Annotated in this window: 25 protein-coding genes and 1 other annotated feature; of the genes, 7 read left to right on the top strand and 18 right to left on the bottom strand. The window is 55.5% G+C overall.

What is annotated here, in order from left to right; all coding sequences use genetic code 11:
* Window positions 1-43 precede the first annotated feature (43 nt).
* Complete coding sequence (tal, locus tag B2Q93_RS20380; protein ID WP_040077242.1) at window positions 44-997, bottom strand: transaldolase; 954 nt, start codon at window positions 995-997, stop codon at window positions 44-46.
* A gap of 260 nt (window positions 998-1,257) precedes the next feature.
* On the opposite strand from tal, the gene B2Q93_RS20375 reads away from it, so the two are divergent.
* Window positions 1,258-2,688 carry an alanine/glycine:cation symporter family protein gene (locus B2Q93_RS20375; protein ID WP_286934303.1) on the top strand — a complete coding sequence of 477 codons (1,431 nt, stop codon included), beginning with the start codon at window positions 1,258-1,260 and terminating at the stop codon, window positions 2,686-2,688.
* Between the two features lie 66 nt (window positions 2,689-2,754).
* A complete protein-coding gene (gene yaaA / locus B2Q93_RS20370; protein WP_046885061.1) occupies window positions 2,755-3,528 on the top strand; it encodes a peroxide stress protein YaaA in 774 nt (257 codons plus the stop codon).
* A gap of 31 nt (window positions 3,529-3,559) precedes the next feature.
* Here the strand turns inward: yaaA and B2Q93_RS20365 are convergent, their stop codons facing one another.
* The 7 genes from B2Q93_RS20365 to yjjY all read right to left on the bottom strand — a co-directional run bounded on the left by B2Q93_RS20365 (window position 3,560) and on the right by yjjY (window position 10,345).
* Window positions 3,560-3,859 (bottom strand): DUF2502 domain-containing protein, encoded by a 300-nt coding sequence (locus B2Q93_RS20365; protein ID WP_286934300.1) that lies wholly within the window; start codon window positions 3,857-3,859, stop codon window positions 3,560-3,562.
* A 215-nt stretch (window positions 3,860-4,074) separates the two neighbouring features.
* The gene (gene thrC, locus B2Q93_RS20360; protein ID WP_040077245.1) at window positions 4,075-5,361 is read right to left on the bottom strand and encodes a threonine synthase; all 1,287 of its coding nucleotides are present in this window, start codon (window positions 5,359-5,361) and stop codon (window positions 4,075-4,077) included.
* Window positions 5,362-5,364: 3 nt separating this feature from the next.
* A complete protein-coding gene (thrB, locus tag B2Q93_RS20355) occupies window positions 5,365-6,294 on the bottom strand; it encodes a homoserine kinase (RefSeq protein WP_046885028.1) in 930 nt (309 codons plus the stop codon).
* A gap of 1 nt (window position 6,295) precedes the next feature.
* A complete protein-coding gene (thrA, locus tag B2Q93_RS20350; RefSeq protein ID WP_286934297.1) occupies window positions 6,296-8,758 on the bottom strand; it encodes a bifunctional aspartate kinase/homoserine dehydrogenase I in 2,463 nt (820 codons plus the stop codon).
* A gap of 24 nt (window positions 8,759-8,782) precedes the next feature.
* Window positions 8,783-8,900 (bottom strand) — a sequence feature (Thr leader region).
* Window positions 8,839-8,907: a thr operon leader peptide gene (gene thrL / locus B2Q93_RS20345; RefSeq protein ID WP_072039575.1), complete on the bottom strand. Its 69-nt coding sequence runs from the start codon at window positions 8,905-8,907 to the stop codon at window positions 8,839-8,841. Its footprint overlaps the feature before it by 62 nt.
* Window positions 8,908-9,119: 212 nt before the next feature.
* Complete coding sequence (locus B2Q93_RS20340; protein ID WP_207292965.1) at window positions 9,120-9,806, bottom strand: tRNA/rRNA methyltransferase; 687 nt, start codon at window positions 9,804-9,806, stop codon at window positions 9,120-9,122.
* A gap of 398 nt (window positions 9,807-10,204) precedes the next feature.
* Window positions 10,205-10,345, bottom strand: coding sequence for a protein YjjY (gene yjjY, locus B2Q93_RS20335; RefSeq protein ID WP_085938930.1), 141 nt, complete (start codon window positions 10,343-10,345; stop codon window positions 10,205-10,207).
* 95 nt (window positions 10,346-10,440) lie between these two features.
* Here yjjY and arcA point away from each other — a divergent pair, with 95 nt between their 5' ends.
* Window positions 10,441-11,157, top strand: a complete 717-nt coding sequence (gene arcA / locus B2Q93_RS20330) for a two-component system response regulator ArcA (protein ID WP_040077250.1) — start codon at window positions 10,441-10,443, stop codon at window positions 11,155-11,157.
* A 43-nt stretch (window positions 11,158-11,200) separates the two neighbouring features.
* Here arcA and creD read toward each other — a convergent pair whose 3' ends face one another.
* From creD to creA, 4 genes are read right to left on the bottom strand one after another with little or no spacing between them, the layout of a single operon-like run.
* Window positions 11,201-12,541, bottom strand: coding sequence for a cell envelope integrity protein CreD (gene creD / locus B2Q93_RS20325; protein WP_286934294.1), 1,341 nt, complete (start codon window positions 12,539-12,541; stop codon window positions 11,201-11,203).
* A 57-nt stretch (window positions 12,542-12,598) separates the two neighbouring features.
* Window positions 12,599-14,023 carry a two-component system sensor histidine kinase CreC gene (gene creC, locus B2Q93_RS20320; protein ID WP_286934292.1) on the bottom strand — a complete coding sequence of 475 codons (1,425 nt, stop codon included), beginning with the start codon at window positions 14,021-14,023 and terminating at the stop codon, window positions 12,599-12,601.
* The gene (creB, locus tag B2Q93_RS20315) at window positions 14,023-14,712 is read right to left on the bottom strand and encodes a two-component system response regulator CreB (RefSeq protein WP_046885033.1); all 690 of its coding nucleotides are present in this window, start codon (window positions 14,710-14,712) and stop codon (window positions 14,023-14,025) included. The genes creC and creB overlap by 1 nt, the downstream gene beginning before the upstream one ends.
* Before the next feature lie 14 nt (window positions 14,713-14,726).
* Entirely contained in the window at window positions 14,727-15,197 is a 471-nt protein-coding gene (creA, locus tag B2Q93_RS20310) for a protein CreA (protein WP_046885034.1), read from the bottom strand.
* Between the two features lie 213 nt (window positions 15,198-15,410).
* Between creA and robA the strand changes: the two genes are divergently transcribed.
* Entirely contained in the window at window positions 15,411-16,280 is an 870-nt protein-coding gene (robA, locus tag B2Q93_RS20305; RefSeq protein ID WP_040077258.1) for an MDR efflux pump AcrAB transcriptional activator RobA, read from the top strand.
* On the opposite strand, the gene gpmB is transcribed toward robA, so the two are convergent.
* On the bottom strand, window positions 16,277-16,924 hold the full coding sequence (gene gpmB / locus B2Q93_RS20300) for a 2,3-diphosphoglycerate-dependent phosphoglycerate mutase GpmB (RefSeq protein ID WP_207292961.1): 648 nt from the start codon (window positions 16,922-16,924) through the stop codon (window positions 16,277-16,279). The genes robA and gpmB overlap by 4 nt on opposite strands.
* 49 nt (window positions 16,925-16,973) lie before the next feature.
* On the opposite strand from gpmB, the gene yjjX reads away from it, so the two are divergent.
* Complete coding sequence (yjjX, locus tag B2Q93_RS20295; RefSeq protein ID WP_046885036.1) at window positions 16,974-17,489, top strand: inosine/xanthosine triphosphatase; 516 nt, start codon at window positions 16,974-16,976, stop codon at window positions 17,487-17,489.
* On the opposite strand, the gene trpR is transcribed toward yjjX, so the two are convergent.
* Together trpR and sltY are read right to left on the bottom strand one after the other, a co-directional pair.
* Window positions 17,480-17,809 carry a trp operon repressor gene (gene trpR, locus B2Q93_RS20290; protein ID WP_040077262.1) on the bottom strand — a complete coding sequence of 110 codons (330 nt, stop codon included), beginning with the start codon at window positions 17,807-17,809 and terminating at the stop codon, window positions 17,480-17,482. The two genes, yjjX and trpR, sit on opposite strands and share 10 nt — an antisense overlap.
* Before the next feature lie 56 nt (window positions 17,810-17,865).
* Complete coding sequence (gene sltY, locus B2Q93_RS20285; protein WP_286934287.1) at window positions 17,866-19,803, bottom strand: murein transglycosylase; 1,938 nt, start codon at window positions 19,801-19,803, stop codon at window positions 17,866-17,868.
* Between the two features lie 219 nt (window positions 19,804-20,022).
* Between sltY and ettA the strand changes: the two genes are divergently transcribed.
* On the top strand, window positions 20,023-21,690 hold the full coding sequence (ettA, locus tag B2Q93_RS20280) for an energy-dependent translational throttle protein EttA (RefSeq protein ID WP_040077264.1): 1,668 nt from the start codon (window positions 20,023-20,025) through the stop codon (window positions 21,688-21,690).
* Window positions 21,691-21,766: 76 nt separating this feature from the next.
* On the opposite strand, the gene B2Q93_RS20275 is transcribed toward ettA, so the two are convergent.
* Window positions 21,767-22,666 (bottom strand): LysR family transcriptional regulator, encoded by a 900-nt coding sequence (locus tag B2Q93_RS20275; RefSeq protein ID WP_040077265.1) that lies wholly within the window; start codon window positions 22,664-22,666, stop codon window positions 21,767-21,769.
* Between the two features lie 108 nt (window positions 22,667-22,774).
* Here B2Q93_RS20275 and B2Q93_RS20270 point away from each other — a divergent pair, with 108 nt between their 5' ends.
* Window positions 22,775-23,776 (top strand): zinc-binding alcohol dehydrogenase family protein, encoded by a 1,002-nt coding sequence (locus B2Q93_RS20270; protein WP_286934284.1) that lies wholly within the window; start codon window positions 22,775-22,777, stop codon window positions 23,774-23,776.
* A gap of 90 nt (window positions 23,777-23,866) precedes the next feature.
* Here B2Q93_RS20270 and nadR read toward each other — a convergent pair whose 3' ends face one another.
* Window positions 23,867-25,099: a multifunctional transcriptional regulator/nicotinamide-nucleotide adenylyltransferase/ribosylnicotinamide kinase NadR gene (gene nadR, locus B2Q93_RS20265; RefSeq protein ID WP_286934282.1), complete on the bottom strand. Its 1,233-nt coding sequence runs from the start codon at window positions 25,097-25,099 to the stop codon at window positions 23,867-23,869.
* 35 nt (window positions 25,100-25,134) lie between these two features.
* Window positions 25,135-26,517 carry a DNA repair protein RadA gene (radA, locus tag B2Q93_RS20260; protein WP_040077268.1) on the bottom strand — a complete coding sequence of 461 codons (1,383 nt, stop codon included), beginning with the start codon at window positions 26,515-26,517 and terminating at the stop codon, window positions 25,135-25,137.
* Window positions 26,518-26,524 lie beyond the last annotated feature (7 nt).

The following is a 26,524-nucleotide window of genomic DNA, read 5'->3' as shown; positions in this document are numbered from 1 at the left end:
ACAAAAGAAGACGCGTGACCGGGAGCCCGGTCACGCAGAGTGATTACAGCAGATCGCCGATCATTTTTTCCAGTTTTTCCTGGTCGATAGCAAACTTACGGATACCATCCGCCAGCTTGTCTACAGCCATTGGATCCTGGTTGTGCTGCCACAGGAACTCAGACTCGGTAATGCGCTCTGGACGCGCTTTCACTTCGCCGGTGTAAGAGAGTTTACGCTCAATGGCACCTTCGCTCTCTGCCAGCTCTTTCAGCAGCGCAGGGGCGATGGTCAGGCGGTCACAGCCAGCCAGTTCGATAATCTCACCAACGTTACGGAAGCTTGCGCCCATAACGACGGTCTCGTAACCGTGCTGTTTGTAGTATTCGTAGATCTCAGAAACAGAAACCACGCCCGGATCTTCAGCAGCGGCATACTCTTTCTTGTCGGTGTTGGCTTTGTACCAGTCCAGAATACGGCCCACGAACGGAGAGATCAGGTACACGCCCGCTTCCGCACATGCACGCGCCTGCGCGAAGGAGAACAGCAGAGTCAGGTTACAGTTGATACCGTCTTTTTCCAGCTGCTCGGCAGCACGGATACCCTGCCAGGTAGAAGCCAGTTTGATCAGGATACGGTCATTGCTGATACCCGCATCGTTGTACAGTTTGATTAGACGTTTTGCTTTGGTAATTGACGCTTCGGTGTCGTAGGACAGGCGGGCATCAACTTCAGTAGAGATACGACCTGGAACCAGTTTCAGGATTTCCAGACCGATGTTAACAGCCAGTTTATCAGTGGCATCCACAACCTGCTGCGCACGGTCGTTGCTCTGTGCTTTCGCCCAGGTTACAGCGTCGTCGATCAGCTTGCGGTATTCAGGGATCTGGGCGGCGTTAAGGATCAGAGAAGGGTTGGTGGTGGCATCCTGCGGCTGATACAACTTCATTGCCGCGATATCTCCGGTGTCAGCTACGACAGTGGTGAACTGACGAAGGGAGGTCAATTTATCCGTCATGATAGTGTTTCTCTTTACTTGCCCTGGATAATTCACGTAACCGGCAGGATGCCAGAAACGGAAAAATGACAGGTTTACTTGTTAGGGGGATGTAACCGGTCTGCCCTGATGATAACACGACGGAATGACAGCGCAACCGCAGACAATGCGCTTACGGAGAGTATGATAAACTCAAGAGATTATCTGCTCGCCAATGGCCTGGTTGTTCAATCAGTCATAGCCCTTATCTATGCACTTCGGCATCAACAAGAGGGACGTTAATGCCTGATTTCTTATCCTTTATTAATGAAATTCTCTGGGGTTCGGTGATGATCTACCTGCTTTCTGCGGCAGGTATCTGGTTCACCTTTCGATGCGGTTTTATTCAATTTCGCGCCTTTCGCTACCTCGGAAAAAGTCTGAAAAACAGCCTTTCCCCGCAGCCGGGGGGATTAACCTCATTTCAGGCGCTCTGTACGAGCCTGGCGGCGCGCGTCGGCAGCGGTAATCTTACCGGCGTGGCGCTGGCCATCAGCATCGGTGGCCCTGGCGCCGTTTTCTGGATGTGGGTCACCGCGCTCTTCGGGATGGCCACCGCCTTTGCCGAATGCTCGCTGGCTCAGTTGTATAAAGAGCCGGACAAGCAGGGACAGTTTCGCGGCGGCCCGGCCTGGTATATGGCACGCGGCCTGGGCATGCGCTGGATGGGCGTGCTGTTCTCCATCTTGCTTCTCATCGCCTATGGGCTAATTTTTAACACCGTTCAAGCTAACTCGGTCTCTCACGCCCTGCGTTTTGCCTTTGATTGCCCGGAAATTCTCACCGGCAGCGTGATGGCAATGGCGACGTTGCTGGTGATTGTCACCGGTATTAAAGGGGTTGGCCGCATCATGCAGTGGATGGTGCCGGTCATGGCGCTGCTGTGGGTGGCGGCCAGCCTGGTGGTGAGCGCGCTCAATATTGCGCAACTACCCGATATCTTCACGCTTATCATGAACAGCGCCTTCGGCTGGCGCGAAGCGGGCGCCGGAGTAATGGGCTATACCCTGAGCCAGGCGCTGGCTGCGGGTTTCCAGCGCGGCATGTTTTCAAACGAGGCCGGGATGGGATCTACCCCCAATGCCGCTGCGGCTGCCGCCTCCTGGCCACCGCATCCGGCTGCGCAAGGGATCGTGCAGATGATTGGCGTTGTTGTGGATACCCTGGTTATCTGTACCGCCAGCGCAATGATTGTGTTGTTGGCCGGGCCTGTTGATGATGAGCAGAACGTGGCTGGCATCCAGTTGGTACAGCAGGCGCTCATGAACCTCGCCGGCGGCTGGGGCGCCGGTTTCGTGGCGCTGATTGTCATCCTCTTCGCCTTTAGCTCCATCGTGGTGAATTATATCTATGCGGAGAATAACTTAATCTTTCTCCACCCCACGGCCGGCAAATCGCGCTGGCTGCTGCGCGGCAGTGTAGTCGCCATGGTGGTGATGGGATCGTTACTGAGCCTGCCGCTGGTCTGGCAGCTGGCTGACGTGATCATGGCGCTGATGGCGATTACCAACCTGACCGCTATCCTCCTGCTCTCGCCGGTGGTGCTGCTCATCGCCCGGGATTATCTGCGCCAGCGGAAGCTTGGCATCCAGCCCGTCTTTGATGCAGCCCGCTACCCGGACATCGAGGCGCAAATCGCCCCCGGTGCCTGGGATGATTTGCCGCGTCAATAACAGCTATTGATCAACCGTAACGGTTTATTTGATAAAATCGCACCAAATTTCCCGCAAGGACTGGATATGCTGATTCTGATTTCACCTGCCAAAACGCTCGATTACCAGAGCCCGCTTGCCACCGAGCGCTATACCCAGCCTGAGCTGTTGGATTACTCACAACAACTGATTCGCGAAGCGCGCAAACTCAGTGCCCCGCAAATCGCGAAGCTGATGAGTATCAGCGATAAACTGGCGGATTTAAATGCTACCCGCTTCCACGACTGGCATCCCGATTTCACACCGGCTAACGCCCGCCAGGCGATTCTCGCCTTTAAAGGTGACGTTTACACCGGTCTGCAGGCGGAAACATTTAGCGAAGCTGACTTCGATTTTGCACAGAAGCACCTGCGCATGCTCTCGGGTCTGTATGGCGTGCTGCGCCCGTTGGATCTGATGCAGCCCTACCGTCTGGAGATGGGTATTCGTCTGGAGAATGCGAAAGGCAAAGATCTTTACCATTTCTGGGGCGAGACCATTACCCAGACGCTGAATGACGCGCTTAAAGAGCAAGGCGATAACGTCGTCATTAACCTGGCCTCTGACGAATACTATAAATCTGTGAAGCCAAAACTACTGAATGCCGGGATCATCAAACCGGTCTTCCTTGATGAGAAGAACGGCAAGTTTAAAGTTATTAGCTTCTACGCCAAAAAAGCCCGTGGGCTGATGACCCGTTACATCATTGAAAATCGCCTGACACAACCGGAACAGCTGACCGCGTTTAATAGCGAAGGGTACTTCTTCGATGAAGAGGCTTCAGAAAACGGTGAGTTAGTCTTTAAGCGTCACGAACAGTAATAACAAACCCCGCCATCAGGCGGGGTTCTTGTTAGTGGTGCTTCCAGCCCGGTCCCGGACGGCGATCGTCCCGGTGGTCATGGTGGTCATGGTGGTCATGGCGGTCACGATGCGCGTCATGGGCGCGCCAGCGGTTATCACGCCATTCGTAATGTGACTTCCACCAGCTATGGTCGCGCCAGTGGCCGCCATCCCAGTAATGTCCGTGATTATCCCGATCGCCAATCTGCAGTTTTACCGCAGGTAACAGCGTGATTTCCGATGCCTGTACCGCCATGGGAGCGACCAGCATCAGTGAAAGCGCGATGAGAGCAGGTTTCAGTGTAGACATGGGTGACTCCTTATTCAGCTTGCCCAGCGTGGGCCGATGTAAGGAGATTACGCGAGGAGTTAAGAGGACGTTATTCTCTGCAATCCTATTCTGTAAGTTACCGCATTTATTGGGAATTTCTGCTTTTTTACTGCTATTTTTCTCCATAATTTCTTCACAAAAAAGCCCGAAAAGGCGATCTCGCCTTTCCGGGCCTGTGTCACTGCTAAGGGCTTTTACGCGCGCGTCATCATCAACTTACGCAGCTCGGCAAAGTCTGCCGGCAGCGTATGGGAGAGCAGCGGTAAATCGGCACGATCCGCCAGCTCTTTTGGCAACGGCAGCGATTCACCCAGAATTTCATCCACGCTCTCCTTAAACTTCGCCGGATGCGCCGTGCCAAGGAACAGACCATATTCACCCGGGTTCAGTTGATCGCGCAGGGCGCGATACGCCACCGCCGCGTGCGGCTCGGAGGTGTATCCCAGTTGCTTCAGTTCGCGCATGGTCTCTTTAGTGGTTTCATCGGTGACAGAGGCGTAGCCCAGGTCGCCCAGACGCCAGATCTTGCGACGGAACAGCTCTTCCACGCGTGGCCAGTTGTTAGGCTGGGAAACGTCCATCGCATTCGAGAGCGTCGCCTGCGTCGCGTTTGGCGTCCATTTGCCCTCTTTCAGGAAGCGCGGCACCGTATCGTTCGCGTTGGTGGCGGCGATAAAGCGCTTCACCGGCAGCCCGAGCGATTTTGCCAGCAGGCCTGCCGTCAGGTCGCCGAAGTTACCGCTCGGAACAGAGACCACCAGCTGATTACGCGCTTCCTGCGGCAGCTGCGCCACGGCTTCGAAGTAGTAACAGATCTGCGCCAGCAGACGGCTGATGTTGATGGAGTTTGCCGAGTTCAGGCCCAGCGCCGTTTTCAGCTCTTCGTCATCGAAGGCCTGTTTTACCAGCGCCTGGCAGGCATCGAAATCCCCGTCGATAGCGACGGTTTCAATATTGCCGCCGAGGGTGCAGAACAGTTTTTCCTGCAGTGGGCTGATTTTGCCCTGCGGATAGAGAATGACTACGCGGACGTTTTTCAGACCATAAAACGCATGCGCCACGGCCGCACCGGTATCACCGGAGGTCGCGGTCAGAATGGTTACCGGCTTGTCGCCGCTGATGTGCGTCAGCATCTGGGCCATAAAACGGCCGCCGAAATCTTTGAATGCCAGGGTCGGGCCGTGGAACAGCTCCAGGCACCCTACGTCCGGCTCCACCTGGCTCACCGGCGCCGGGAAGGCAAACGCCGCGCGAACGCGCTCTTCCAGCAGCTCCTGCGGAATTTCGTCGCCAATAAACGCGGAGAGAATTTTGGTGCTGCGGCTGACAAAATCCATCTCCAGCATCGCATCAATATCGGTCAGGCTAAATTCAGGCAGCTCGTGCGGAAAGAAGAGCCCCTGGTTTTTACCCAGCCCCTGAGTCACCGCCTGCGCGAAGCTGACCTGCTCATTGTGATCTTTAAGATTGTAGAGTTTCATCGATTATCCCAGTACTCGTGCGCCCGCCGTGTCCAGACGGCAAATATGAACAAAGCCTTCCTGATTTTGCAGGTAATTTTTACCCAGCCACTCCGCGACGCGCTGCGCGGTATCCGGCTTATCGCACAGTGCGAACAGCGTCGGACCGGAGCCGGAAATACCGCAGGCGACCGCGCCGATCTCCAGGGCGGCGCTACGCGCCTCGTTAAACCCTGGCAGCAGCCTGGTGCGGTACGGCTCGGCTATTACGTCTTTCATCAATTTCGCCGCCAGTTGAGGCTGACGGGTATAACAGGCATGAATGAAGCCTGCCAGGTGACGACCATGCGCGATACAGTCCTGGCGACGATACTGCGCCGGCAGAATGGCACGCGCTTCGGCGGTCGAAACTTTAATGCCCGGATAGGCCAGCACCCATAGCCACTCATCAAAGCCGGGGACCTGCTGACTGATGATGCCATTCTCTTCAATCATCAATTGCATGCCGCCCAGGAAGCAAGGGGCCACATTGTCGTAATGAATGCTGCCAGAGATGCGTCCTTCCAGCTCGCCCATCAGCGCCAGCAGACGGGTATTGTTCAGCGGTTTGCCGCAGTGTTCGTTCATCGCGACCAGGGCCGCAACGACGGAGCAGGCGCTGGAGCCCAGGCCTGAGCCAATCGGCATCCCCTTTTCAAGGGTCATGGCCACCGGAACGGTTTTCCCTATCTCCTGACAAAAACGTTCCCAGCACTGGTAAACAATGTTTTCACGCGGTTCCGTTGGCAGCTTGCTGGCGAAACGCCCTACATTTTGCAGGCTAAACGTCTGAGCCGCTTCGACAGTGACGATATCGCCCAACAGAGAGCCCTCGGTTGGCGTAACAGCCGCCCCCAGAACATCAAACCCGACGCTCATATTGGCGCTGGAAGCCGGGGCATAAACTTTAACCATCTTAAACTCCTAACTTCCATGACAGGGTACGCAACAGATCGGCAAATACCCCCGCCGCTGTCACATCATTTCCTGCACCATAACCGCGAAGCACTAACGGCAATGGCTGATAATAGTGACTGTAAAATGCCAGCGCATTCTCGCCGTTTTTAACTTTGAACAGCGGATCGTTACCGTCCACTTCTGCAATCTTCACGCGACAAACGCCGTCCTCTTCGATATTGCCAACATAGCGCAATACGCAACCTTCATCACGGGCTTTCGCTACGCGAGCAGCAAAGAGGTCGTCCAGCTGCGACAACCGGCTCATAAAGTCAGCCACGTCGCCCTTGTCATCGAAGGATGCGGGTAGCACAGGTTCGATCACTATGTCGCTCAACTCCAGTTCGCGCCCGGTTTCACGGGCGAGGATCAGCAGCTTACGCGCCACATCCATACCAGAAAGATCATCACGCGGATCCGGCTCGGTGTAGCCCATCTCACGGGCTAATCGGGTGGCTTCAGAGAGGCTCATGCCCTCGTCGAGTTTACCGAAAATGAACGAGAGCGAGCCTGAGAGGATCCCGGAGAAACGTTGCAGTTCATCGCCGGCATTCAGCAAGTTTTGCAGGTTTTCGATAACCGGCAGCCCTGCCCCGACGTTGGTATCGTAAAGGAATTTGCGTCGCGATTTTGCCGCTGCGTGGCGCAGTTGATGGTAATAGGCCATCGACGAAGTGTTGGCTTTTTTGTTCGGGGTGACCACGTGGAAGCCTTCCCGCAGGAAGTCGGCGTACTGATCGGCAACAACCTGGTTCGACGTACAGTCGACAATGACCGGGTTGAGCAGATGGTACTCTTTCACCAGGCGGATCAGGCGCCCAAGGTTAAAGGGCTCTTTGGCTTCGGCCAGTTCAGCCTGCCAGTTTTCCAGATTCAGGCCATGCACGTTGGTCAGCAGCGCTTTTGAGTTCGCCACGCCACAGATGCGCAGATCGATATGTTTGTTCTTCAGCCACGTCTGCTGGCGCTTGACCTGCTCCAACAGCGCGCTGCCAACGCCGCCTACGCCGATAAGGAACACTTCGATCACCTGATCGGTGTTGAACAGCATCTGGTGGGTAACGCGCACACCGGTCGTCGCATCGTCATTATCCACCACCACGGAGATTGAACGCTCAGAAGAGCCCTGCGCAATGGCCACGATGTTGATATTGGCGCGAGCCAGTGCGGCAAAGAACTTCGCGGAGATGCCGCGCAGGGTGCGCATGCCATCCCCTACAACCGAGATAACGGCCAGACGCTCCTGAATGGAGAGCGGCTCAAGCAACTCCTCTTTCAGCTCCAGATAGAACTCCTCTTCCAGCGCCCGGCGTGCACGCAGACAGTCGCTCTGAGGGACGCAAAAACTGATGCTGTACTCAGAAGAGGATTGGGTGATCAGTACCACCGAGATGCCATTGCGCGACATGGCGGCAAACACGCGGGCCGCCATACCGACCATGCCTTTCATTCCGGGACCAGAGACGCTGAACATCGCCATGTTGTTCAGGTTAGAAATGCCTTTCACCGGCAGGCCATCTGCATCGCTGCTGGCCCCGATCAGCGTGCCAGGTGCCTGCGGATTACCCGTATTTTTAATCAGGCAGGGGATCTGGAATTGGGCAATCGGAGAGATGGTACGCGGGTGGAGCACTTTGGCGCCGAAGTAGGAGAGCTCCATCGCCTCCTGGTAAGACATCGACTTCAGCAGGCGCGCATCCGGCACCTGGCGCGGATCGCAAGTATAGACCCCATCGACGTCAGTCCAGATCTCACAACAGTCGGCGCGCAGGCAAGCGGCCAGTACCGCGGCAGAGTAGTCAGAGCCATTCCGCCCCAGCACGACGAGCTCGCCTTTTTCATTTCCGGCGGTGAAGCCCGCCATCAGGATCATGTGGTCGGCAGGAATTTTCCCTGCAGCGATACGACGGGTCGATTCGGCAATATCAACGGTAGATTCGAGGTAGTGACCTACGGCGAGAAGCTTTTCCACCGGATCGATCACGGTGACGTTATGGCCACGCGCTTCCAGTACGCCTGCCATGATAGCGATAGAGAGTTTTTCACCACGGCAGATGAGCGCCGCATTGATGCTGTCCGGGCATTGCCCTAACAGGCTGATACCATGCAGTACGTGTTTGATCTGCGCGAACTCTTGCTCAACAAACGCTTTCAGTTGCGCGAGGGGAAAACCGGGCTGGGCATCGGCCAGGCCCTGCAACAGCTCGGCGAAAATGCGTTCGGCGTCGCTGATATTCACCAGCGCGTCCTGGCCACCGATGGTTTTTTCAATCATCGCCACCAGATGGTTAGTAATTTTGGCCGGGGCAGAGAGCACCGTTGCTACCTGCCCCTGCCTGGCATTGCTTTCCAGGATGTCGGCAACCCGCAGAAAACGTTCTGCATTTGCCACTGATGTACCGCCGAACTTCAACACTCGCATGGTATTACCTCATGATCTTTGGCCGAAAAAAAAGCCCGCACTGTTCAGGTGCGGGCTTTTTTCTGTTTTTCCTGTACGCGTCAGCCCGCATCGTTACCTGTGGTAATGATGGTGGTTGTAGTAATGGTGGTGATGCTGATGCGTTTCATGGATGTTGTGTACTCTGTAATTATTATCTGTCTGTGCTGTATCCCTATATTGGTTAAAGTATCCGGGCGGCTAAGTCAACGAATTTCTATTTTAAGCCCCTGACAGGGAGCTTTTACGTCTCGCTGCTGAGGGGTTTATTTCATTCCGGATCGGACCGAAATAGCTCCCCAAACCCGGAGCTTTATCCATAACAAAAAGTGATAACAGAATTTTACTCTGCCAGTTTTTTTTCAATATCGTGCAGCAATCGGTGCAACATTGCCGTGTCTCGTTGCTCAAGTAAGCCAATGCGCTGGGCTATCCAGTCAGCCATTTTTTGATCATCTGCCACATTCAGCGTCGATAAAAGACGTTCTACCCTGGCACGCAATGCCTGAAGCTGATTTTCATCTGCCTGGTCGACAGGCGCTGCGGGAATTTGCATTAGGGAAGCTAATTGATAACAGTAAACCATCACCGCCTGACCCAAATTGAGTGAAGGATAATCGGCCACCATAGGCACCCCTGTCAGCACATCGGCGAGCGCCAGTTCTTCATTAGTGAGACCCGAATCCTCCCTTCCAAAGACCAGCGCCGCCCGATTTATCCATTGGCTTTTTTCCTGCATCAGCGGCACCAGTTCGGCGGGCGTCGCATAGTAATGGAATTTTGAACGACTGCGTGCGGTGGTCGCGACGGTAAAGGAAACATCGTGCAGCGCGGCTTCAAGCGTTTCGTAAGTAGTTATATTATCGAGTATTTCCCCCGAACCATGGGCAACGCGACGGGCACCCTCTGCCAGGTGCGCTTCGCTGGCTACGATGCGCAGATCGGTAAACCCCATGGTCTTCATAGCGCGTGCGGCAGCGCCGATATTTTCCGCTCTTGCCGGGGCTACCAGCACGATAGACAAATGCATTAATGCTCTCTTTTTAGGCAGTTAGCGCGTAAAATTGTGATGTCCATCAACATATTACGCAGCACGAATTTACAAAATTGCAACACGAATCACCGAAATAGCGTTTCATAACAAATTAAAATCGCTAAACTATTTATGAACGAAACTTCAGCGATAATGTTAAAAAAAGCTGGTTATCCTCATGTTTATTAATGATAATATCATTACAAGATGTTGCAGGACATTGGATTCGCCTCGTTTATCAATCAATCAGCGCAACTAGTTGGTTTATTGAAAATTTGTGACAAAGGCTAGCAATCCGCTACGAGGATTTCATCAAACTGTTAACGTGCTACAATTGAACTTGATATATGTCAACGAAGCGTAGTTTTATTGGGTGTCCGGTGTCACTTAGCCTGTTATGTTGCTGTTAAAATGGTTAGGATGACAGCCGTTTTTGACACTGTCGGGTCCAGAGGGAAAGCACCCACGACCAAGCTAATGATGTTGTTGACGTTGATGGAAAGTGCATCAAGAACGCAATTACGTACTTTAGTCACGTTACGCCGGTCATGTTAATTTGCGACATGTATCAGGCAGGTCAGGGACTTTTGTACTTCCTGTTTCGATTTAGTTGGCAATTTAGGTAGCAAACATGCAGACCCCGCACATTCTTATCGTTGAAGACGAGTTGGTAACACGCAACACGTTAAAGAGCATTTTCGAAGCAGAAGGCTACGATGTCTTTGAAGCGACCGATGGCGCAGAGATGCATCAGATCCTTTCTGAAAATGATATCAACCTGGTTATTATGGACATCAATCTGCCCGGGAAAAACGGCCTTCTGCTGGCGCGCGAATTGCGTGAGCAGGCGAACGTGGCGCTGATGTTCCTGACAGGCCGCGACAATGAAGTGGATAAAATCCTCGGCCTGGAGATCGGTGCGGATGACTACATCACCAAACCTTTCAACCCTCGCGAGCTGACCATTCGTGCGCGCAACCTGCTGTCCCGTACCATGAACCTGGGCACAATCAGCGAAGAGCGCCGCAGCGTAGACAGCTACAAGTTCAACGGTTGGGAATTAGATATCAATAGCCGCTCCCTGGTTAGCCCGAATGGCGATCAGTATAAACTGCCACGCAGTGAGTTCCGCGCTATGCTGCACTTCTGCGAAAATCCGGGCAAAATTCAGTCTCGTGCAGAACTGCTGAAGAAAATGACCGGCCGTGAGCTGAAGCCGCACGACCGTACCGTCGATGTCACTATTCGTCGCATTCGTAAACATTTCGAATCCACGCCGGATACCCCGGAAATCATCGCCACTATCCACGGTGAAGGTTACCGTTTCTGCGGTGATTTGCAGGAATAATCCAGCAAAAGACGTAAAAACGGCGCATCTCGCGCCGTTTTTTTTATTTCCATAGCCGCATTGAATCCTCATCTGGCTCACGCGGTTTTACGGTTGAAAACGCATACCAGTCCAGATGACGCGTCAGGTACATCACTGCAAACAGCGCCAGCACCAGTACGCCTGAACCCAGTAGCAGCGCGCTATCTTCAGAACGCAGCAGGAACCACATCACCGTATCCAGCATCAATAACGCGATGACGAAAACGACGCCGCGCTTCCAGCTTTTGAGCACCGCCTGTAAGTAAATGCCGTTCATCATTGCTCCCAGCAGGCTGGCAATGACCCATGCCGGCGTGAATCCTACATGCTCTGAGCAGGCCAGCAAAACCAGGTAAAAGAGCACTAGCGACAGGCCAACCAGCAGATACTGCATCGGATGCAGACGCAGCCTGGTCAGGGTTTCGTAGACGAAAAAGGCCATAAACGTCAGGGTAATAAGCAAAATCGCATATTTGATGGCACGGTCCGTCAGCTGATATTGATCCGCCGGCGTCGCCACCGTGACGCTAAACGCAGGGACGTTGTGCCATTCGGGGAGGGCTTTCTCGCTGAACAGGCTTTCAAGGTTATTCGCAAACCAGCTACTTTCCCAGTGTGCCTGGAACCCTGAGGCAGTGATGTCACGCTTTACGGGCAGATAGTCACCCATAAAGCCGGGATGCGGCCAGTTACTCGTCAGGTTAAGCTGGCTATTGCGCCCTACGGGCACCATCGAGAAGCTTCCTGTACCGTTCAGACTGAGTGACATCTCCAGGGCGATCGTTTTCTCTTCCAGAATTTTACCGCTCAAGGGAATATGAATGCCCGGCAGCTGCCCGGCCACACCCGAGCCGGGTTCAACGGTAAGCGTTTCGCCGTTGACGGGCGATACTTTCACCGCGCTAATACCTCGGGCATCCCCTACGCCGACCACAATAAACGGCTGCCCCAATGTCAGCGTTTCGCCTGTCAGTTGCGCCAGTTTTTCGGTGTTATACCGCGCCTGAAGCTTAAGATCGGTATGCCAAATCTGACCGTCATAAATGCCGATACTCCGGGACTCAACCTGTTGATTTCCGTCAACCACCAGGGATTCCGGCAGCAAAAAATGGAGGAAGCTGCGCTTATGCTCAACTTTTTTATCCTCCTCGAATTTGTAAAAGACCTCAGTAACCGGTATAGCGATCAACGGGCCGACCAGCTGCTGTGAACCACTGGTACTCTGGCGCAGCGCACTCTCCACCTCCTCGCGATAGCTGGCGCGCTCATCGGTCAGGTTACTGACCATCAGCAAGGGAACGAGCAGCAGCATAATGCAGCCGATAAGGGTAGTAACTTTCCAGAACAGGGGGGATTTTTTCATGACCTTCTCCTTTGTGATGGAGAAAGCGTACGGCAGCTCTGTGCGGGTAATTTGAAGTTATGTGAAGGGACGGTGAAGTTCCAGTACGGCCTCTACCCCACCCTCTTTGCGGTTGTGAAGATGGATCTCTCCCTGATGAAGGCGCGCCACTTCCTGCACAAAGGCCAGCCCCAGCCCACTGCTCTTAAGGCCGTTTTCCCGCGGTAAGGAGTAAAAGCGCTCGAATACGCGCTGCAGGGCGTAGTCAGGGATCCCACTGCCGCTGTCCGTCACGCACAGCATAACCCGCTGATGCGCTTCGCGGGCCGTAAGCGCAAGGGTTCCTTCTGGCGGCGAGAAATCCATCGCGTTATCCAGCAAATTCCCCAGCGCCTGCTCCAGCAACTCCTCATCACCCTGAACCATCAGCGATGATGTCGGGCAGATGACGTTAAGCTTTTTCGCCTGAATCTGTGCAGCACGGGCATCAAGGAGGCGGCGGAACAGTGCATCCACCGAAACAGCCGTAGCGCTGATTTCGATACGGTTTTCCAGCCGCGCCTGCGCCAGCAGCTTTTCGACCAGCGTCTGCATCCGCGCATTTTGCACCAGGATGTTATCCGTAAAGCGCGCAATGACATCCGGCGGGGGCAATTCCCGTAAGATTTCTGCCGCGCCGCGAATGGCGGCTAGGGGGCTCTTCAGCTCATGGGTCAGGGCGTGAACATACTGCTCTATGTAATTTTTACCTTCCAGACGCATACGCATATTCTCCAGCGCCTGCGCCAGTTTGCGAAGCTCGCTACTTCCGGGATCGGGCAGCGGTAGCGGGTTGTCGCCGCTGACGGAATCGGCATAGCGTGACAGCGCGCTTATCGAACGGTTAATCCACCAGGCCACCGCCAGGCCAATCATCAGGGCAATACCCAGCAAAGCGCCACCGGCCCACAGAATACGGCGCTCACTGCGCTTGATCACCGGTGCCATCGCGCTATTGGGTTTGCCAACGCTCAGTACGCCAATAATTTTGCCGTTCTCCGTTACCGGAGCGGCCACATACATTACTGTGCTTTCGGGATCTGCGGGATTGCTCTGCGTGCTCCGGGCGCCGTATTCACCGCGAAGCGTCAGCCAGACATCATTCCAACGCGAATAATCCTGCCCCACGGCTTTGCCAGCGGAGTCAAATACCACTCGCCCCTGGGCATCGGTCATGTAGACGTGATACTCGTTACGGACTTTATGAATCCCGCCAATATCGGCGCGAAACGGGCGCGCAGCGAGCCGGGAAAATGCCTGGGCCAGCTTGCCGTTTAGCGGGTCGCCCGACAGCAGGTCGTCGCGCCCGACTTCGGCCAGTAACGTGGCGGTGTCGATGAGCGTCCCTTCGGTGGCTCGGCGCACCCCGGGTTTGACCTCTTGTACGAAGATGGAGAGCACAAACCAGGCGGCGATCGCCACAATCAAAAAATAACCCAGTAACAGCCGCATTCCGATGCGCATTAATTCAGACCCAGACTGTAGCCGAGCCCACGATGGGTGCAAATGGGTGACAAATCGCCATTGATAGCCCGCAGCTTGGCGCGCAAGGTTTTGATGTGAGTATCTACGGTGCGGTCAAAACTGTCGCCCTCATCTCCCCAGACCATGTCCATCAGCTGCTGCCGTGAGTAGACGCGTCCTGGGGAACGCAGCAGCGTCTTCAAGAGTAAAAATTCATAGCGGGTCAGCTGCAGCGGTTTGCCGCACCAGCTGATGTGCGCCGCGGGCTCATTAAGCGCAAACTGTCCGATGTGTACGATCTCTGCAGGTGTGGAGGATTTCTGCAAGCGCCGCAGAATAGTCCGCACACGGGCGCACACTTCACGTGGTGAGAAAGGCTTCGCCACGTAGTCATCGGCCCCCATCTCCAGACCCAGCAGCTTATCCACCTCATCACTACGGGCAGTGAGAAATAACACCGGCAGCAGAGGATGCTGCGCCAGCAGCTGGCGGCACAGCTCAAAACCGCTGATATCAGGCAAACCAACGTCAAGGATTGCCAGCGCCGGAAGTTGATGCCGGGCTTCCTCCAGCGCAGGCAGACCCCTGGCAAACGCTTTGACCCTAAACCCCTCCTGCGAAAGCATGTAAATGAGGGTGTCGGCAATGCTGGCTTCATCCTCAACCAGCCATATCAACGGTTGCTGCATGCTGCGTCCTTATATTAATGCCACGGCATAATTGGCACCGCGCTGAGCGCGTTTTTCGGCGATCCTTCTACCACTTTATCGGAGTAGGCCAGGTAGGCCAGGGTGTTGCGCTTTGCATCGTAAAAACGCACGACCTGCAGTTTTTTGAAGACCAATGATGTGCGTTTCTGGAAGACCACATCCCCTTCTGTCTTACCCTTTTTGATCTTATCGCTGAGCTCAATAGGGCCCACCTGCTGGCAAGAAATAGCCGCATCGGAGGTATCTTCAGCCAGCCCCAGGCCGCCCTTGATGCCGCCCGTCTTTGCCCGACTGATGTAGCAAGTCACATTCTTCACATCAGGATCGTCGAAAGCTTCAACCACGATTTTGTGGTCAGGGCCAAAGACTTTAAAAACGGTGTCAACGGAACCAATTTGCTCGGCCAGCGCGGAATGAGCGCCAGCAAAAAGGAGCGTGAAAGCGATCAAACTCTTGTATTTCATATTGTTACCATATCAGAAAATTGCGTTGCGTAATTATTCAACACGTGAGCAGAAAAAGGTAGCAAGATCACAGGATTAGAAAATAGTTCTCATATCCACTGGTCAAAACGCATCAATGCGCAAAAAAAACACCGAATGCTTAAACATCAAAAAATGCTATTATCCGCTAACCTGTTAGCAGGGCTCTTGCTGTTTTAAGGATGAGGATAGTATATGGATCAGTCTGGAATTATTCGCGATCTGCTTACCTGGCTGGAAGGCCACCTGGACCAACCTTTGTCACTTGATAATGTGGCGGCAAAAGCGGGTTATTCCAAGTGGCATTTACAACGGATGTTCAAAGATGTCACCGGCCACGCTATCGGTGCCTATATCCGCGCTCGTCGGCTCTCTAAATCAGCCGTCGCGCTTCGCCTTACCGCGCGTCCGATTCTGGACATCGCGCTGCAATACCGTTTCGACTCGCAGCAAACCTTTACCCGAGCCTTTAAAAAGCAGTTCTCGCTCACGCCGGCGCTCTATCGCCGCTCGCCGGACTGGAACTCCTTTGGTATGCGACCGCCGCTGCGCATGGGTGAATTCACTATGCCTAAGCATGAATTCATTACCTTGCCTGAAACGCACCTTATCGGCACGACGCAGAGCTACTCCTGCTCACTGGAGCAGATTTCAGAGTTTCGTCATCAGATGCGCGTACAGTTCTGGCGTGACTTCCTGAGCCATGCCCCGGCCATCCCGCCGCTGCTGTATGGCCTGAACGAAACGCGTCCGAGCCAGGAAAAAGATGACGAACAAGAGGTGTTCTACACTACCGCGCTGACGCCAGAGATGGCCAACGGCCATGTCCATGATGCCAAACCGGTGGTAGTGGAAGGCGGTGAGTATGTGATGTTCACCTATGAAGGGCTGGGAACCGGGGTGCAGGATTTCATTCTGACGGTTTACGGCACCTGCATGCCTATGCTCAATCTGAACCGCCGTAAAGGGCAGGACATTGAGCGTTACTACCCGGCCACCGATGTGAAGCCGGACGAACGCCCAATCGACCTGCGCTGCGAATACCTGATTCCGATTCGTCGTTAACGCTGCAGTTCGTCCAGTGCAGGGGCATCCAGATGCGAAATGTCCCCTGCCATCTCCACCACCCATCCCGACGCCAGCCACGGGCTTTCCTGATAGTCGATACGGGAAAGCGAGCAGTTGCGCAGACGCAGGCGGCGCTCAGCGTAAGCCGGCAGTCCTAGAATAGTACTCACCAGGCAGCCCAGCGCCATACCATGGCTTACCAGCAAAGGACGACTCCCCTCCGGCAGCTTCAGGCACTCTGCCAGCGCCGCGTGCATACGCTGGCTCAGCTCAAGCATGGACTCACCTTCAGGAATACGTCCATCTTCCGTACCGTTAACCAGCGTTCGACGCCAGCTCTCCTCTTCGTCTGTCAGGGAGTCGACGTGACGCTGCTCCAGCACACCCATGTCCAGTTCGCGCAGGCGAGAGTCCAGGGTGATCTCGCATCCGCAGGCATCTGCGATAATGCGCGCCGTTTGTTGAGTGCGGCCCAGGTCGCTGGCAATGACGTGGGTGATCCCCAACGTTCTTGCACGCTCCGCTACTTGCCACGCTTGTTCCACCCCTTTGGAGGTGAGAGGACTGTCTGACTGGCCTTGAATACGTCGCTCGGCGTTCCACTGCGTTTCACCGTGGCGAACAAGGTAAACCTGTAACATGTTATTTTCCGTTATACTGCGATCAGTTTTTTTTGAATCGAGTTCAATTATGCACCATGTTGTCTCTGCTACCACTAATCCTGCCAAAATTCAGGCAATTCTAAAGGCTTTTGAAGAGATCTACGGCGAAAGATCGTGCCACATTGACGCCGTCAGCGTCGAGAGCGGCGTCCCGGAACAGCCTTTCGGCAGTGAAGAAACACGGGCTGGCGCACGTAATCGCATTGCCAATGCCAAAGCCGCGGTACCGGATGCCGATTTTTGGGTCGCCATTGAAGCCGGTATCGACGAAGGGGCGACATTCAGTTGGGTGGTGATCGAAAGCCGGGATCAGCGCGGCGAAGCCCGCTCGGCAACCCTGCCGTTACCCGAGAAGATTTTAAGAAAAGTGCAAGAAGGTGAAGCGCTCGGGCCGGTGATGTCGCACTACACCGGCATCGATGAGATTGGTCGTAAAGAGGGGGCGATCGGTGTCTTTACTGCCGGGGCACTCACGCGCGCGAGCGTCTATCACCAGGCGGTGATCCTGGCGTTGAGTCCGTTCCACAACGCTATCTATCGCTGATCGCCCAGTAGAACAGAGTCGAGCCAGTGACGAAGCTCTACGGGAGCCGATTTCAGGCTGTTTGAGCCTCGGGTGATGGTGGCAATACCGGCGCCAAGTTCGCTTTTCAGCTCGCGCTGGCTCATTTCACCGCGCAGAAGCTCTTCGATAATACGCACCCGCGTGCCCAGCGCTTCGCGCTCGTCGGGGGTGAGCATTAACTGCAGCAGCGGTAAGTGCAAGTCTTGCTCATAAGATTGACGAAGCAGCTCCACAAAACGAAGCCACTCCTGGTTGCGTTGTTCGGCCATTGCCGAGGAATACGGGGAATGCTGGGTCATGTTATGCCGCCTGTTGTACTCTTAAACGAGTACAAGCATAACATAACCCACCGCGATCAGTAACGTCGCTGCCACTCACTCTCACTCAACAGAGTATCTTTCTGCCCCATGAAGTGACGATAGTAGGCATCATAAGCCAGCACGTTTTTCACATAGCCGCGGGTTTCAGAGAACGGAATGCTTTCAACGAAGGCGACCGCGTCGATACGCCCTGCGCTGTTATTCAGCCAGGTGCGTACGCGTCCAGGACCGGCATTATAGGCCGCTGAGGCGAAGATACGGTTGTTACCAAACTGCTCATAAACATGCTGCAGATAGCTGGTGCCGATATTGATATTCATCTCCGGCTCCAACAGTTGCGCAGAGCTACTGTAACCCGGGATATTAAACATCTTCACCGTATGCGTCGCCGTGGCGGGCATCACCTGCATCAGGCCACTGGCACCTACCGGCGAACGTACTTTTGGATTCCAGGCGCTCTCCTGGCGGGCGATCGCCATCGCGTAGCTCTGTGGGATCGCTTTGCCAGTGACGTACTGCGCAAAGAGATCGTTATAGGCCAGCGGGAAACGCTCCTCGAGATGATCCCACAGCTTGCCGGCGATCGTGGCCTGCACGCTAAGATCCCACCAGTGATTGTTAAAGGCATAGCGGGCCAGCTGCGCTTTCTCATCCTGGGTACGGCTGGTCACCAGATTGGCCCACTCACTGCGCGCGGTATTATCCAGGTTCCAGTACATTAACTCGCGTACGCGCGCCATCTCTGGCCCCTGCACCAGCGCCGGGTCGATCGTTGTCGGCGCTTTATCGATCTTGTAGGTGTACTCTTCACCAAGACGCTGAGCGGAGATCATCGGATAGAAACCGCGCTGCTGCATCAGGGAATGCAGGATCGTCTTCGCCTCTTCCTCCCGGCCACGCTCCAGCAGCAGATCGGCCTGCCAATAACGCCACTCGTCTTTCTCTTTCGCATCCATTGGCAGACGCGCCAGCCAGGTATTCAGTCCCCGGCGATCGCCACTTCCCAGCGCCATACGGACACGGCGCTCCACCAGCGAGGTAGAGTTCGAACGCATGATGGCATCATCACGCCAGCGTGCCTGTTCATCGGTAACATCATTGCCCATCAAACGCCAGGCGACGATGTCCCGTAGCGCTTGCGTCTGCTCCTCGTTGAGCTGCTGCGCCTCTGCCAGCGACGGGATCATCAGGCGGGCGTTTTCCGCATCCTCCCGCGCCACGCTGGTAAAGGCCACCTCCGCCATCTGACGCGTGAAATCGGTCGCGCCGGTCGTGCGGGCAAAATCCATTACCGTGTCTGGATTGTTCGCTAACTGGATAACCGCAGAGGAGATAGTTTGATACTCCGACGGCATCTGCCCGGCAAGGGTGGTCACCAGACGGGTGTTGCCAGCTTTCATTGCCAGGCGAATGCGTTCGAGCCAGGCCAGCGGATCTTGTTTGCCGGAGGCACGCCAGGCGCCGAAGAGGGAATCACAGGCGTTTGGCTGGCTTTTTCCGGACAGCCACAGCGCTTTCGCCCCCGCCCAGGCCTCGTCCTGCTGACCGGTAACCCATTTGGCGTAGTAGTAGTTGCACTGTGCTTCTGTGGTGCCCGGTTTTTCCGGGCTGAAAGCCAACAATCCGCGCCAGTCTTCCCGGCGCGCCAGTTCATTCACAAAACGTGACTGCAGGGTACGCGCAGGCGGCAACGTTGGGTTGGCCTGGATGAAGTTGGCGACGGCGACGGTCGGCTGGTTCATCAAATCGTCAGTCAGCTGACGATATTCCAGGTAGGGGTACAGCGGATAGTCTTTGAGGCTGGGCATCAGCGCCTGGACGGTATCCATCTGGCGGCTGTCCCAGGCCTGCTTGATCTGCGCATAGCGGTTACGTTGTTCATCCAGTGAATCGGCGCGAGCCACGTGGTTTATCGTCATCACGCATACGCTGGCAGCCAGCAGACGCCAGACCACCTGTTTGGCTTTTTCCACAAGCTCTTCCTCTTGATTCATCATTAAATGCAGCATCTTGCCGCGTAAAAGCGTCACTCACTTATGCTAACCAGGCATCCGGCAGCGCGCCACGTTGCGGACACTTTTTTACCTTTTCTGCGCGTTTTAACACTCCAGGCGTCGGTGGCTGGGATTAGGGCGGGAAAAAGGCTACACTTCGCAGCTATTCTCATCACGATAAAAGAGGCGAAGTCCAACGTGGCTCAATTCGTTTATACCATGCATCGTGTCGGCAAAGTCGTACCGCCGAAACGTCATATTCTCAAAAATATCTCGCTGAGCTTCTTCCCGGGCGCGAAAATCGGGGTTCTGGGTCTCAACGGTGCCGGTAAGTCCACCCTGCTGCGCATCATGGCCGGCATCGATACAGACATCGAAGGCGAAGCCCGTCCGCAGCCTGGCATCAAGATCGGCTACCTGCCGCAGGAGCCGCAGCTAAACCCGGAACACACCGTACGTGAATCCGTGGAAGAGGCGGTTGCCGAAGTGGTTAACGCTCTCAAAGGGCTGGACGAGGTGTACGCAAAATACGCCGAGCCCGATGCGGACTTCGACAAGCTGGCTGCTCAGCAGGGCAAGTACGAAGAGATCATTCAGGCGCACGACGGCCATAACCTGAACGTGCAGCTGGAGCGCGCGGCAGATGCCCTGCGTCTGCCAGACTGGGATGCGAAGGTCGAGAAGCTTTCCGGTGGTGAACGCCGCCGCGTGGCGCTGTGCCGCCTGCTGCTGGAAAAACCAGACATGCTGCTGCTCGACGAACCAACTAACCACCTGGATGCAGAATCCGTGGCCTGGCTGGAACGCTTCCTGCACGACTTCGAAGGTACCGTCGTGGCCATTACCCACGACCGTTACTTCCTCGACAACGTGGCGGGCTGGATCCTGGAGCTGGACCGTGGCGAAGGTATTCCATGGGAAGGTAACTACTCCTCCTGGCTGGAGCAGAAAGACCAGCGTCTGGCGCAGGAAGCCTCTGCTGAAGCGGCGCGTCGCAAGTCTATCGAGAAAGAGCTGGAGTGGGTACGTCAGGGTGCGAAAGGCCGTCAGTCTAAGGGTAAAGCCCGTCTGGCACGCTTCGAAGAGCTGAACAACACCGAATACCAGAAACGTAACGAAACCAACGAACTGTTTATTCCGCCTGGAGCACGTCTGGGGGATAAAGTGGTGGAAGTCAGCAACCTGCGTAAATCCTACGGCGACCGCCTGCTGATTGACGATCTGAGCTTCTCCGTGCCGAAAGGGGCGATCGTCGGCATCATCGGTCCGAACGGCGCGGGTAAATCCACCCTGTTCCGCATGATGTCCGGTCAGGAACAGCCTGACAGCGGCTCTATCACCCTGGGTGAGACCGTGAAGCTGGCCTCCGTTGACCAGTTCCGTGACGCGATGGATAACAGTAAAACCGTGTGGGAAGAGGTCTCCGGCGGTCTGGATATCATGCGTATCGGCAACACCGAGATGCCAAGCCGCGCCTACGTTGGCCGCTTTAACTTCAAAGGCACCGACCAGGGTAAACGCGTGGGCGAGCTCTCCGGTGGTGAGCGTGGTCGTCTGCACCTGGCGAAACTGCTGCAGGTAGGCGGAAACGTGCTGCTGCTCGATGAACCGACCAACGACCTGGATATCGAAACCCTGCGCGCGCTGGAAAACGCCCTGCTGGAGTTCCCGGGCTGCGCGATGGTTATCTCGCACGACCGTTGGTTCCTCGACCGTATCGCGACCCACATTCTGGACTACCAGGACGAGGGTAAAGTGGAATTCTTCGAAGGTAACTTCACCGAATACGAAGAGTACAAGAAACGCACGCTGGGCGCTGATGCGCTGGAGCCAAAGCGTATCAAGTACAAGCGTATCGCGAAATAAAAGCAAAACGGCAACTTCGGTTGCCGTTTTTTATATTTGTTCCGGCTCTCCGTGGGAAGGGCATCAGGCCGTCTTTTCACACTCCCACGTAAAACCGCTTCACCTCATCAAACTGCATTGCAAACTCGATATAACTCATTAGCGCAGGCGAGTTCAGTTTGCGGCTCGGATAGGCCAGCCACAGGTCGTTCCCCTCGACGTTCCACTCCGGCAGCACCTTTACCAGCGCCCCTGTCTCAATCTTATCTTCCAGCAGGAACGCGGGGAGCAGCGTGATCCCGGCCCCGGCGATAGCACACTCCCGGGCGTAGACCAGGTTATCGGTCAGATGGGCATTATCCGGCAGATAGCGGTAATCTTCGCTCTCGCTTTGCAGCAACCACTCTGACCAGGCTTTATGAGTAATACAGCGGTGCTCTACAAGCAGGCTGGGATGGGTGAGCGGAGCCCGACTCGCCAGATAGTCCGGCGAGGCCAGCATGTAACGAGGACAGTGGCCAATCATGCGGCCAATCAGGGAGGAGTCCTGCGGCTTGCCGGTGCGCAACGCGACGTCAAAGCCCGACTCAACCAAATCCACCACGTCATCAGAGATGGACACATCCAGCGAAACGTCCGGATAGCGGCGCTGAAATTCGGCATTCAAATGGGCCAGCAACGTCGCGCCGAGACCCGCCGGGCAGGTGATGCGCAGCCGCCCGCTGGGGTTATCCCGTAGCCGCTGAATGGCATACTCGGCGCGTTCACTGGCGGCAAGCATCTCCCGACAGTGAATCAGGTAATGCTCCCCGGCAAACGTCAGATTGAGTTTGCGGGTCGTTCGGTTGAGCAGGCGGATCCCTACCTGCTGCTCAAGCTGGCTAATGCGCTGACTGACGCTCGACTTCGGCAGACCCGCCTTTAGCGCAGCCGAGGTAAAGCTGCCCAACTCCGCTACCAGCGCAAAGAGCGCCATATCCTGCAGCTGTTTAAACATGATTGTTCACCTTATGCGAACACTTCGTTCTTGATTGTCCATCTTATCACGCAACTGATGGCTTAATAGACTAGCCTCAACACAGCGCATTCCAATGAGGAGATCACCATGTCAGTTAAAGCCATTGCCGTTAACCCAGCGAACCCCGCCGCTTTTATTGAAATCACCCCGCCGATGCCGCAGCCTGGTGAGCACGATCTCCTGGTTGAAGTGAAGGCCGTCTCCATTAACCCGGTCGATACCAAAGTCCATGCCGGGATAGCTAAAAACGGCCTACAGGAACCGCGTATTCTCGGCTGGGATGCCAGCGGCATAGTCAAAGCCGCAGGAAGCGCCGTCACGGGTTTTAAAGAAGGTGATGAGGTCTGGTATGCCGGCGATATTACCCGTCCAGGCAGCAACACTACGCACCAGCTGATTGATGCACGCATTGTTGGCCATAAACCCACCCGCCTCGACTGGGCCGCTGCTGCCGCCCTGCCCCTGACGGCACTCACCGCCTGGGAGGGACTGTTTGAACGACTCAACGTACAGGATGCCGACGCGGATAAAACCCTGCTGATTATCGGTGGCGCGGGCGGGGTCGGCTCGCTGGCGATCCCGTTTGCGAAGCACAACAGCAAGTTGAAGGTGATTGCCACCGCATCGCGTGAGGATTCCGCGCAGTGGTGTCGGGATCGCGGTGCGGATATGGTCGTGAACTACCGCGATCTAAAAGGTGAGCTGGCGAAACAGGGGATTAACTTCGTCGATTACATCTTTATTCTTAATGATACCGATGGCCACTGGGATGCAGTCAGTGAGCTGATTGCGCCGCAGGGGCATATCTGTACCATCGTTGAGAACGCGCATCCGTTGAATCAGGACAAGCTGAAGTCCAAATCCGCCGCCCTGCACTGGGAGTTTATGTATACCCGCAGCATGTACCAGACCGCAGATATGGCACGTCAGGGCGAGATTTTAAACGCAGTGGCGAAGCTGGTGGATGAAGGTGTGGTGGAGAGTTCCCTCAGCGAGACGCTGCATGGTCTGAGCGTAGAGAGCATCACTGAGGCGCACCGTAAAGTGCTGGAAGGGCATATGCGCGGAAAAGTGGTTGTGGCGTATTGAGCGGTCTGCTGCCCTAACCCTCTCCCACGGGGAGAGGGGATTTCACGCTCCCTCTCCCCGTGGGAGGGGCGGGGATGAGGGAAAAGCAATCTACCCCTGCTCCCCCATCATCGCCTTCACCAGCTCTACGCAGCGCAGGAAACGGGTGTCGTAATCCGACGCTTCAACGTGCACAAACTCAACGTTATTCTCGTTAAGCATCTCCACCAGCATGGTCTGGAACTCTTTCCTGTCCACGGAGCTGCCGAGGCTACGCATACCGTCTGCAACCCACGGCGTGTTGTTCTCCAGCAGGATCACCAGGTCGAAGCGATACTCATCAATCAGCGCCTGCACGAACGGGTGCTCGCGCCCTTCGTACTTCTTACAAAACGCCTGAGTAGTAACGAAATCGGTATCGATGAAAGCGACCTTATTGGCATATTTCACCGCGAAATCAATGTACTGGGCATGCCCAAGCGCAATTTTATCGTAATCGGAATACTGCAGCGCCATCTCGTCACCGCCCAGATGTGAGAAGACGTAATCCCGCCCGTACTCCCATGCGCTGGTAGTGTTAAAGATGTTTGCCAGCTTGTTCACCAGCGTCGATTTACCGCTCGACTCACCGCCCAGAATCGCTACGGTACGCACGAAGAACGGCTTAACCTCGGTGGGAATGTACTCCCAGTAGCGGAACGGGTTTTCGCGGATCTGCGCGCCGCTGATGTTCATAAACGTCCGTTTAGGATCGATAAGCACCGTTTCGGTTCCCAGATGCTGCAGATACTGGGATGCGTCAGACTCTTCAGAGGTGTAGATCGAGTTCGGCTGAATCCCCTTCTCTTCCATAAACGCCTGGATGCCATTACTCCAGACGTCCCAGCCGTGGGGATACGGCTCCATCCCCTCTTCGTTGAAAGCGTGGATACGGATATTTTTTTGATACTTAAAGGTTTGCAGCAGCCAGCGCAGACGATCCGACACCGTCGGCTGCTGGGACATCGCACTCGCCTCAAACAGCTCACGGTCGCGTTTATCGTCGTAGCCCATGATGATGTGCAGCTCATCCACCTGGCTACAGGCGCGCTGAATCAGATAGATATGGCCCGTATGCAGGGGGTAAAACTTGCCGAACACCACTCCGATGTTCTTCTGAAGGCGCGGGAATTCGAGCCCCAGAAAACGGTGCAGCGCTTCAAGTTTTTGCGCACTGGGGCTTTTGATTTTGGCGTTAAGCAGTTGGCTTAGGTAGCCTTTGGTCATGCCGCTGGCTTCCGCCACCTGCTGTAACGTACAGCCCTTCTGGCGAATCGCGGTCTTGATATAGTCAAATGACGACATAAATTACGGTGCCTCCTGCAACATCGAATGCATAATTATAAGTCGTCAAAAACGCTTAACGCATCAGAGAGTTTTTTAACCGGGAAGACTTTCATCCCTTCAGGCAATTTTTTCGGTACGTTGGCTGCCGGCACAATGGCCCGACGGAAGCCATGTTTTGCGGCCTCGGAGATACGCTCCTGGCCGCTCGGTACGGGGCGAATCTCCCCGGCCAGCCCCACTTCACCAAAGACCACCAGATCCTGCGGCAGCGGCCTGTCACGCAGGCTCGAGACCATCGCCAGCAACAATGCCAGGTCAGCGCTGGTCTCAGTGACCTTCACGCCGCCCACGACGTTGACAAAGACATCCTGATCCGCCATCTGCAAGCCACCGTGACGGTGCAGCACCGCCAGCAGAATGGCCAGGCGGTTTTGCTCAAGCCCCACCGCCACGCGGCGCGGGTTGCCCATCATGGAGTGATCCACCAGCGCCTGAATCTCTACCAGCAGCGGACGGGTCCCTTCCCAGACCACCATCACCGAACTGCCAGAGGTTACTTCATCGCCGCGGCTTAAGAAGATGGCCGACGGGTTGCTCACTTCACGCAGCCCCTGTTCGGTCATGGCAAAGACCCCCAGCTCATTGACCGCGCCAAAGCGGTTTTTATGGCTGCGCAGAGTACGGAAACGGGAATCGGCGTCGCCATCCAGCAGTACCGAACAGTCGATACAGTGCTCAAGCACTTTTGGGCCGGCCAGCGAGCCATCTTTGGTCACGTGGCCCACCATTACAATGGCCACACCCCGCGTTTTGGCAAAGCGCGTCAGGTAGGCTGCAGTTTCACGCACCTGGGCCACGCTGCCCGGCGAGGACTGGACATCGGCCATGTGCATCACCTGAATGGAGTCGATCACCATCAGCTTAGGCTGCTCTTCATCAGCGATCATGCAGATCTGCTCGATGCTGGTTTCCGACAGCATGTTCAGGTTGCCGGTGGGCAGACCCAGGCGGTGGGCGCGCATTGCCACCTGCTGCAGCGACTCTTCCCCGGTGACGTACAGGGTTTTCATCTGTTCGCTCAGTTTGCACAGCGTCTGTAATAGCAGCGTGGATTTCCCGGCGCCCGGGCTCCCGCCAATCAGAATGGCGCTTCCCGGCACAACGCCGCCGCCCAGCACGCGGTCAAACTCTTTGAAACCGGTAGAGAAACGCGGCAGCGCTTCCAGGCTGATTTCAGACAGCTTCTGGACCTTCGAAACGCCCGCATTACCCGCATAGCCCGTCAGGCGCTCGTTGCGGGCAACGGTTGGCGAAGCGGCCACACGCACTTCGGTGATGGTGTTCCAGGCATGACAGGCGCTGCACTGCCCCTGCCAGCGCGGATAATCCGCACCACATTCATTACAGACAAATGCGCGTTTTGGAGCTTTCGCCACGGTTTAC

The organism is Leclercia sp. UBA5958, assembly GCF_002430365.1.
In the GTDB taxonomy this organism is placed as follows: domain Bacteria; phylum Pseudomonadota; class Gammaproteobacteria; order Enterobacterales; family Enterobacteriaceae; genus Enterobacter; species Enterobacter pneumoniae.
The sequence above is the reverse complement of the archived record's forward strand: the minus strand, read 5'-3'. Positions and strand labels throughout refer to the sequence as shown.

Bases quoted from the DNA above. Each gene is read 5' to 3' on its own strand.
- tal (WP_040077242.1), bottom strand. From the start codon at position 997: ATGACGGATAAATTGACCTCCCTTCGTCAGTTCACCACTGTCGTAGCT.
- B2Q93_RS20375 (WP_286934303.1), top strand. From the start codon at position 1,258: ATGCCTGATTTCTTATCCTTTATTAATGAAATTCTCTGGGGTTCGGTG.
- yaaA (WP_046885061.1), top strand. From the start codon at position 2,755: ATGCTGATTCTGATTTCACCTGCCAAAACGCTCGATTACCAGAGCCCG.
- B2Q93_RS20365 (WP_286934300.1), bottom strand. From the start codon at position 3,859: ATGTCTACACTGAAACCTGCTCTCATCGCGCTTTCACTGATGCTGGTC.
- thrC (WP_040077245.1), bottom strand. From the start codon at position 5,361: ATGAAACTCTACAATCTTAAAGATCACAATGAGCAGGTCAGCTTCGCG.
- thrB (WP_046885028.1), bottom strand. From the start codon at position 6,294: ATGGTTAAAGTTTATGCCCCGGCTTCCAGCGCCAATATGAGCGTCGGG.
- thrA (WP_286934297.1), bottom strand. From the start codon at position 8,758: ATGCGAGTGTTGAAGTTCGGCGGTACATCAGTGGCAAATGCAGAACGT.
- B2Q93_RS20340 (WP_207292965.1), bottom strand. From the start codon at position 9,806: ATGCATTTGTCTATCGTGCTGGTAGCCCCGGCAAGAGCGGAAAATATC.
- arcA (WP_040077250.1), top strand. From the start codon at position 10,441: ATGCAGACCCCGCACATTCTTATCGTTGAAGACGAGTTGGTAACACGC.
- creD (WP_286934294.1), bottom strand. From the start codon at position 12,541: ATGAAAAAATCCCCCCTGTTCTGGAAAGTTACTACCCTTATCGGCTGC.
- creC (WP_286934292.1), bottom strand. From the start codon at position 14,023: ATGCGCATCGGAATGCGGCTGTTACTGGGTTATTTTTTGATTGTGGCG.
- creB (WP_046885033.1), bottom strand. From the start codon at position 14,712: ATGCAGCAACCGTTGATATGGCTGGTTGAGGATGAAGCCAGCATTGCC.
- creA (WP_046885034.1), bottom strand. From the start codon at position 15,197: ATGAAATACAAGAGTTTGATCGCTTTCACGCTCCTTTTTGCTGGCGCT.
- robA (WP_040077258.1), top strand. From the start codon at position 15,411: ATGGATCAGTCTGGAATTATTCGCGATCTGCTTACCTGGCTGGAAGGC.
- gpmB (WP_207292961.1), bottom strand. From the start codon at position 16,924: ATGTTACAGGTTTACCTTGTTCGCCACGGTGAAACGCAGTGGAACGCC.
- yjjX (WP_046885036.1), top strand. From the start codon at position 16,974: ATGCACCATGTTGTCTCTGCTACCACTAATCCTGCCAAAATTCAGGCA.
- trpR (WP_040077262.1), bottom strand. From the start codon at position 17,809: ATGACCCAGCATTCCCCGTATTCCTCGGCAATGGCCGAACAACGCAAC.
- B2Q93_RS20275 (WP_040077265.1), bottom strand. From the start codon at position 22,666: ATGTTTAAACAGCTGCAGGATATGGCGCTCTTTGCGCTGGTAGCGGAG.
- B2Q93_RS20270 (WP_286934284.1), top strand. From the start codon at position 22,775: ATGTCAGTTAAAGCCATTGCCGTTAACCCAGCGAACCCCGCCGCTTTT.
- nadR (WP_286934282.1), bottom strand. From the start codon at position 25,099: ATGTCGTCATTTGACTATATCAAGACCGCGATTCGCCAGAAGGGCTGT.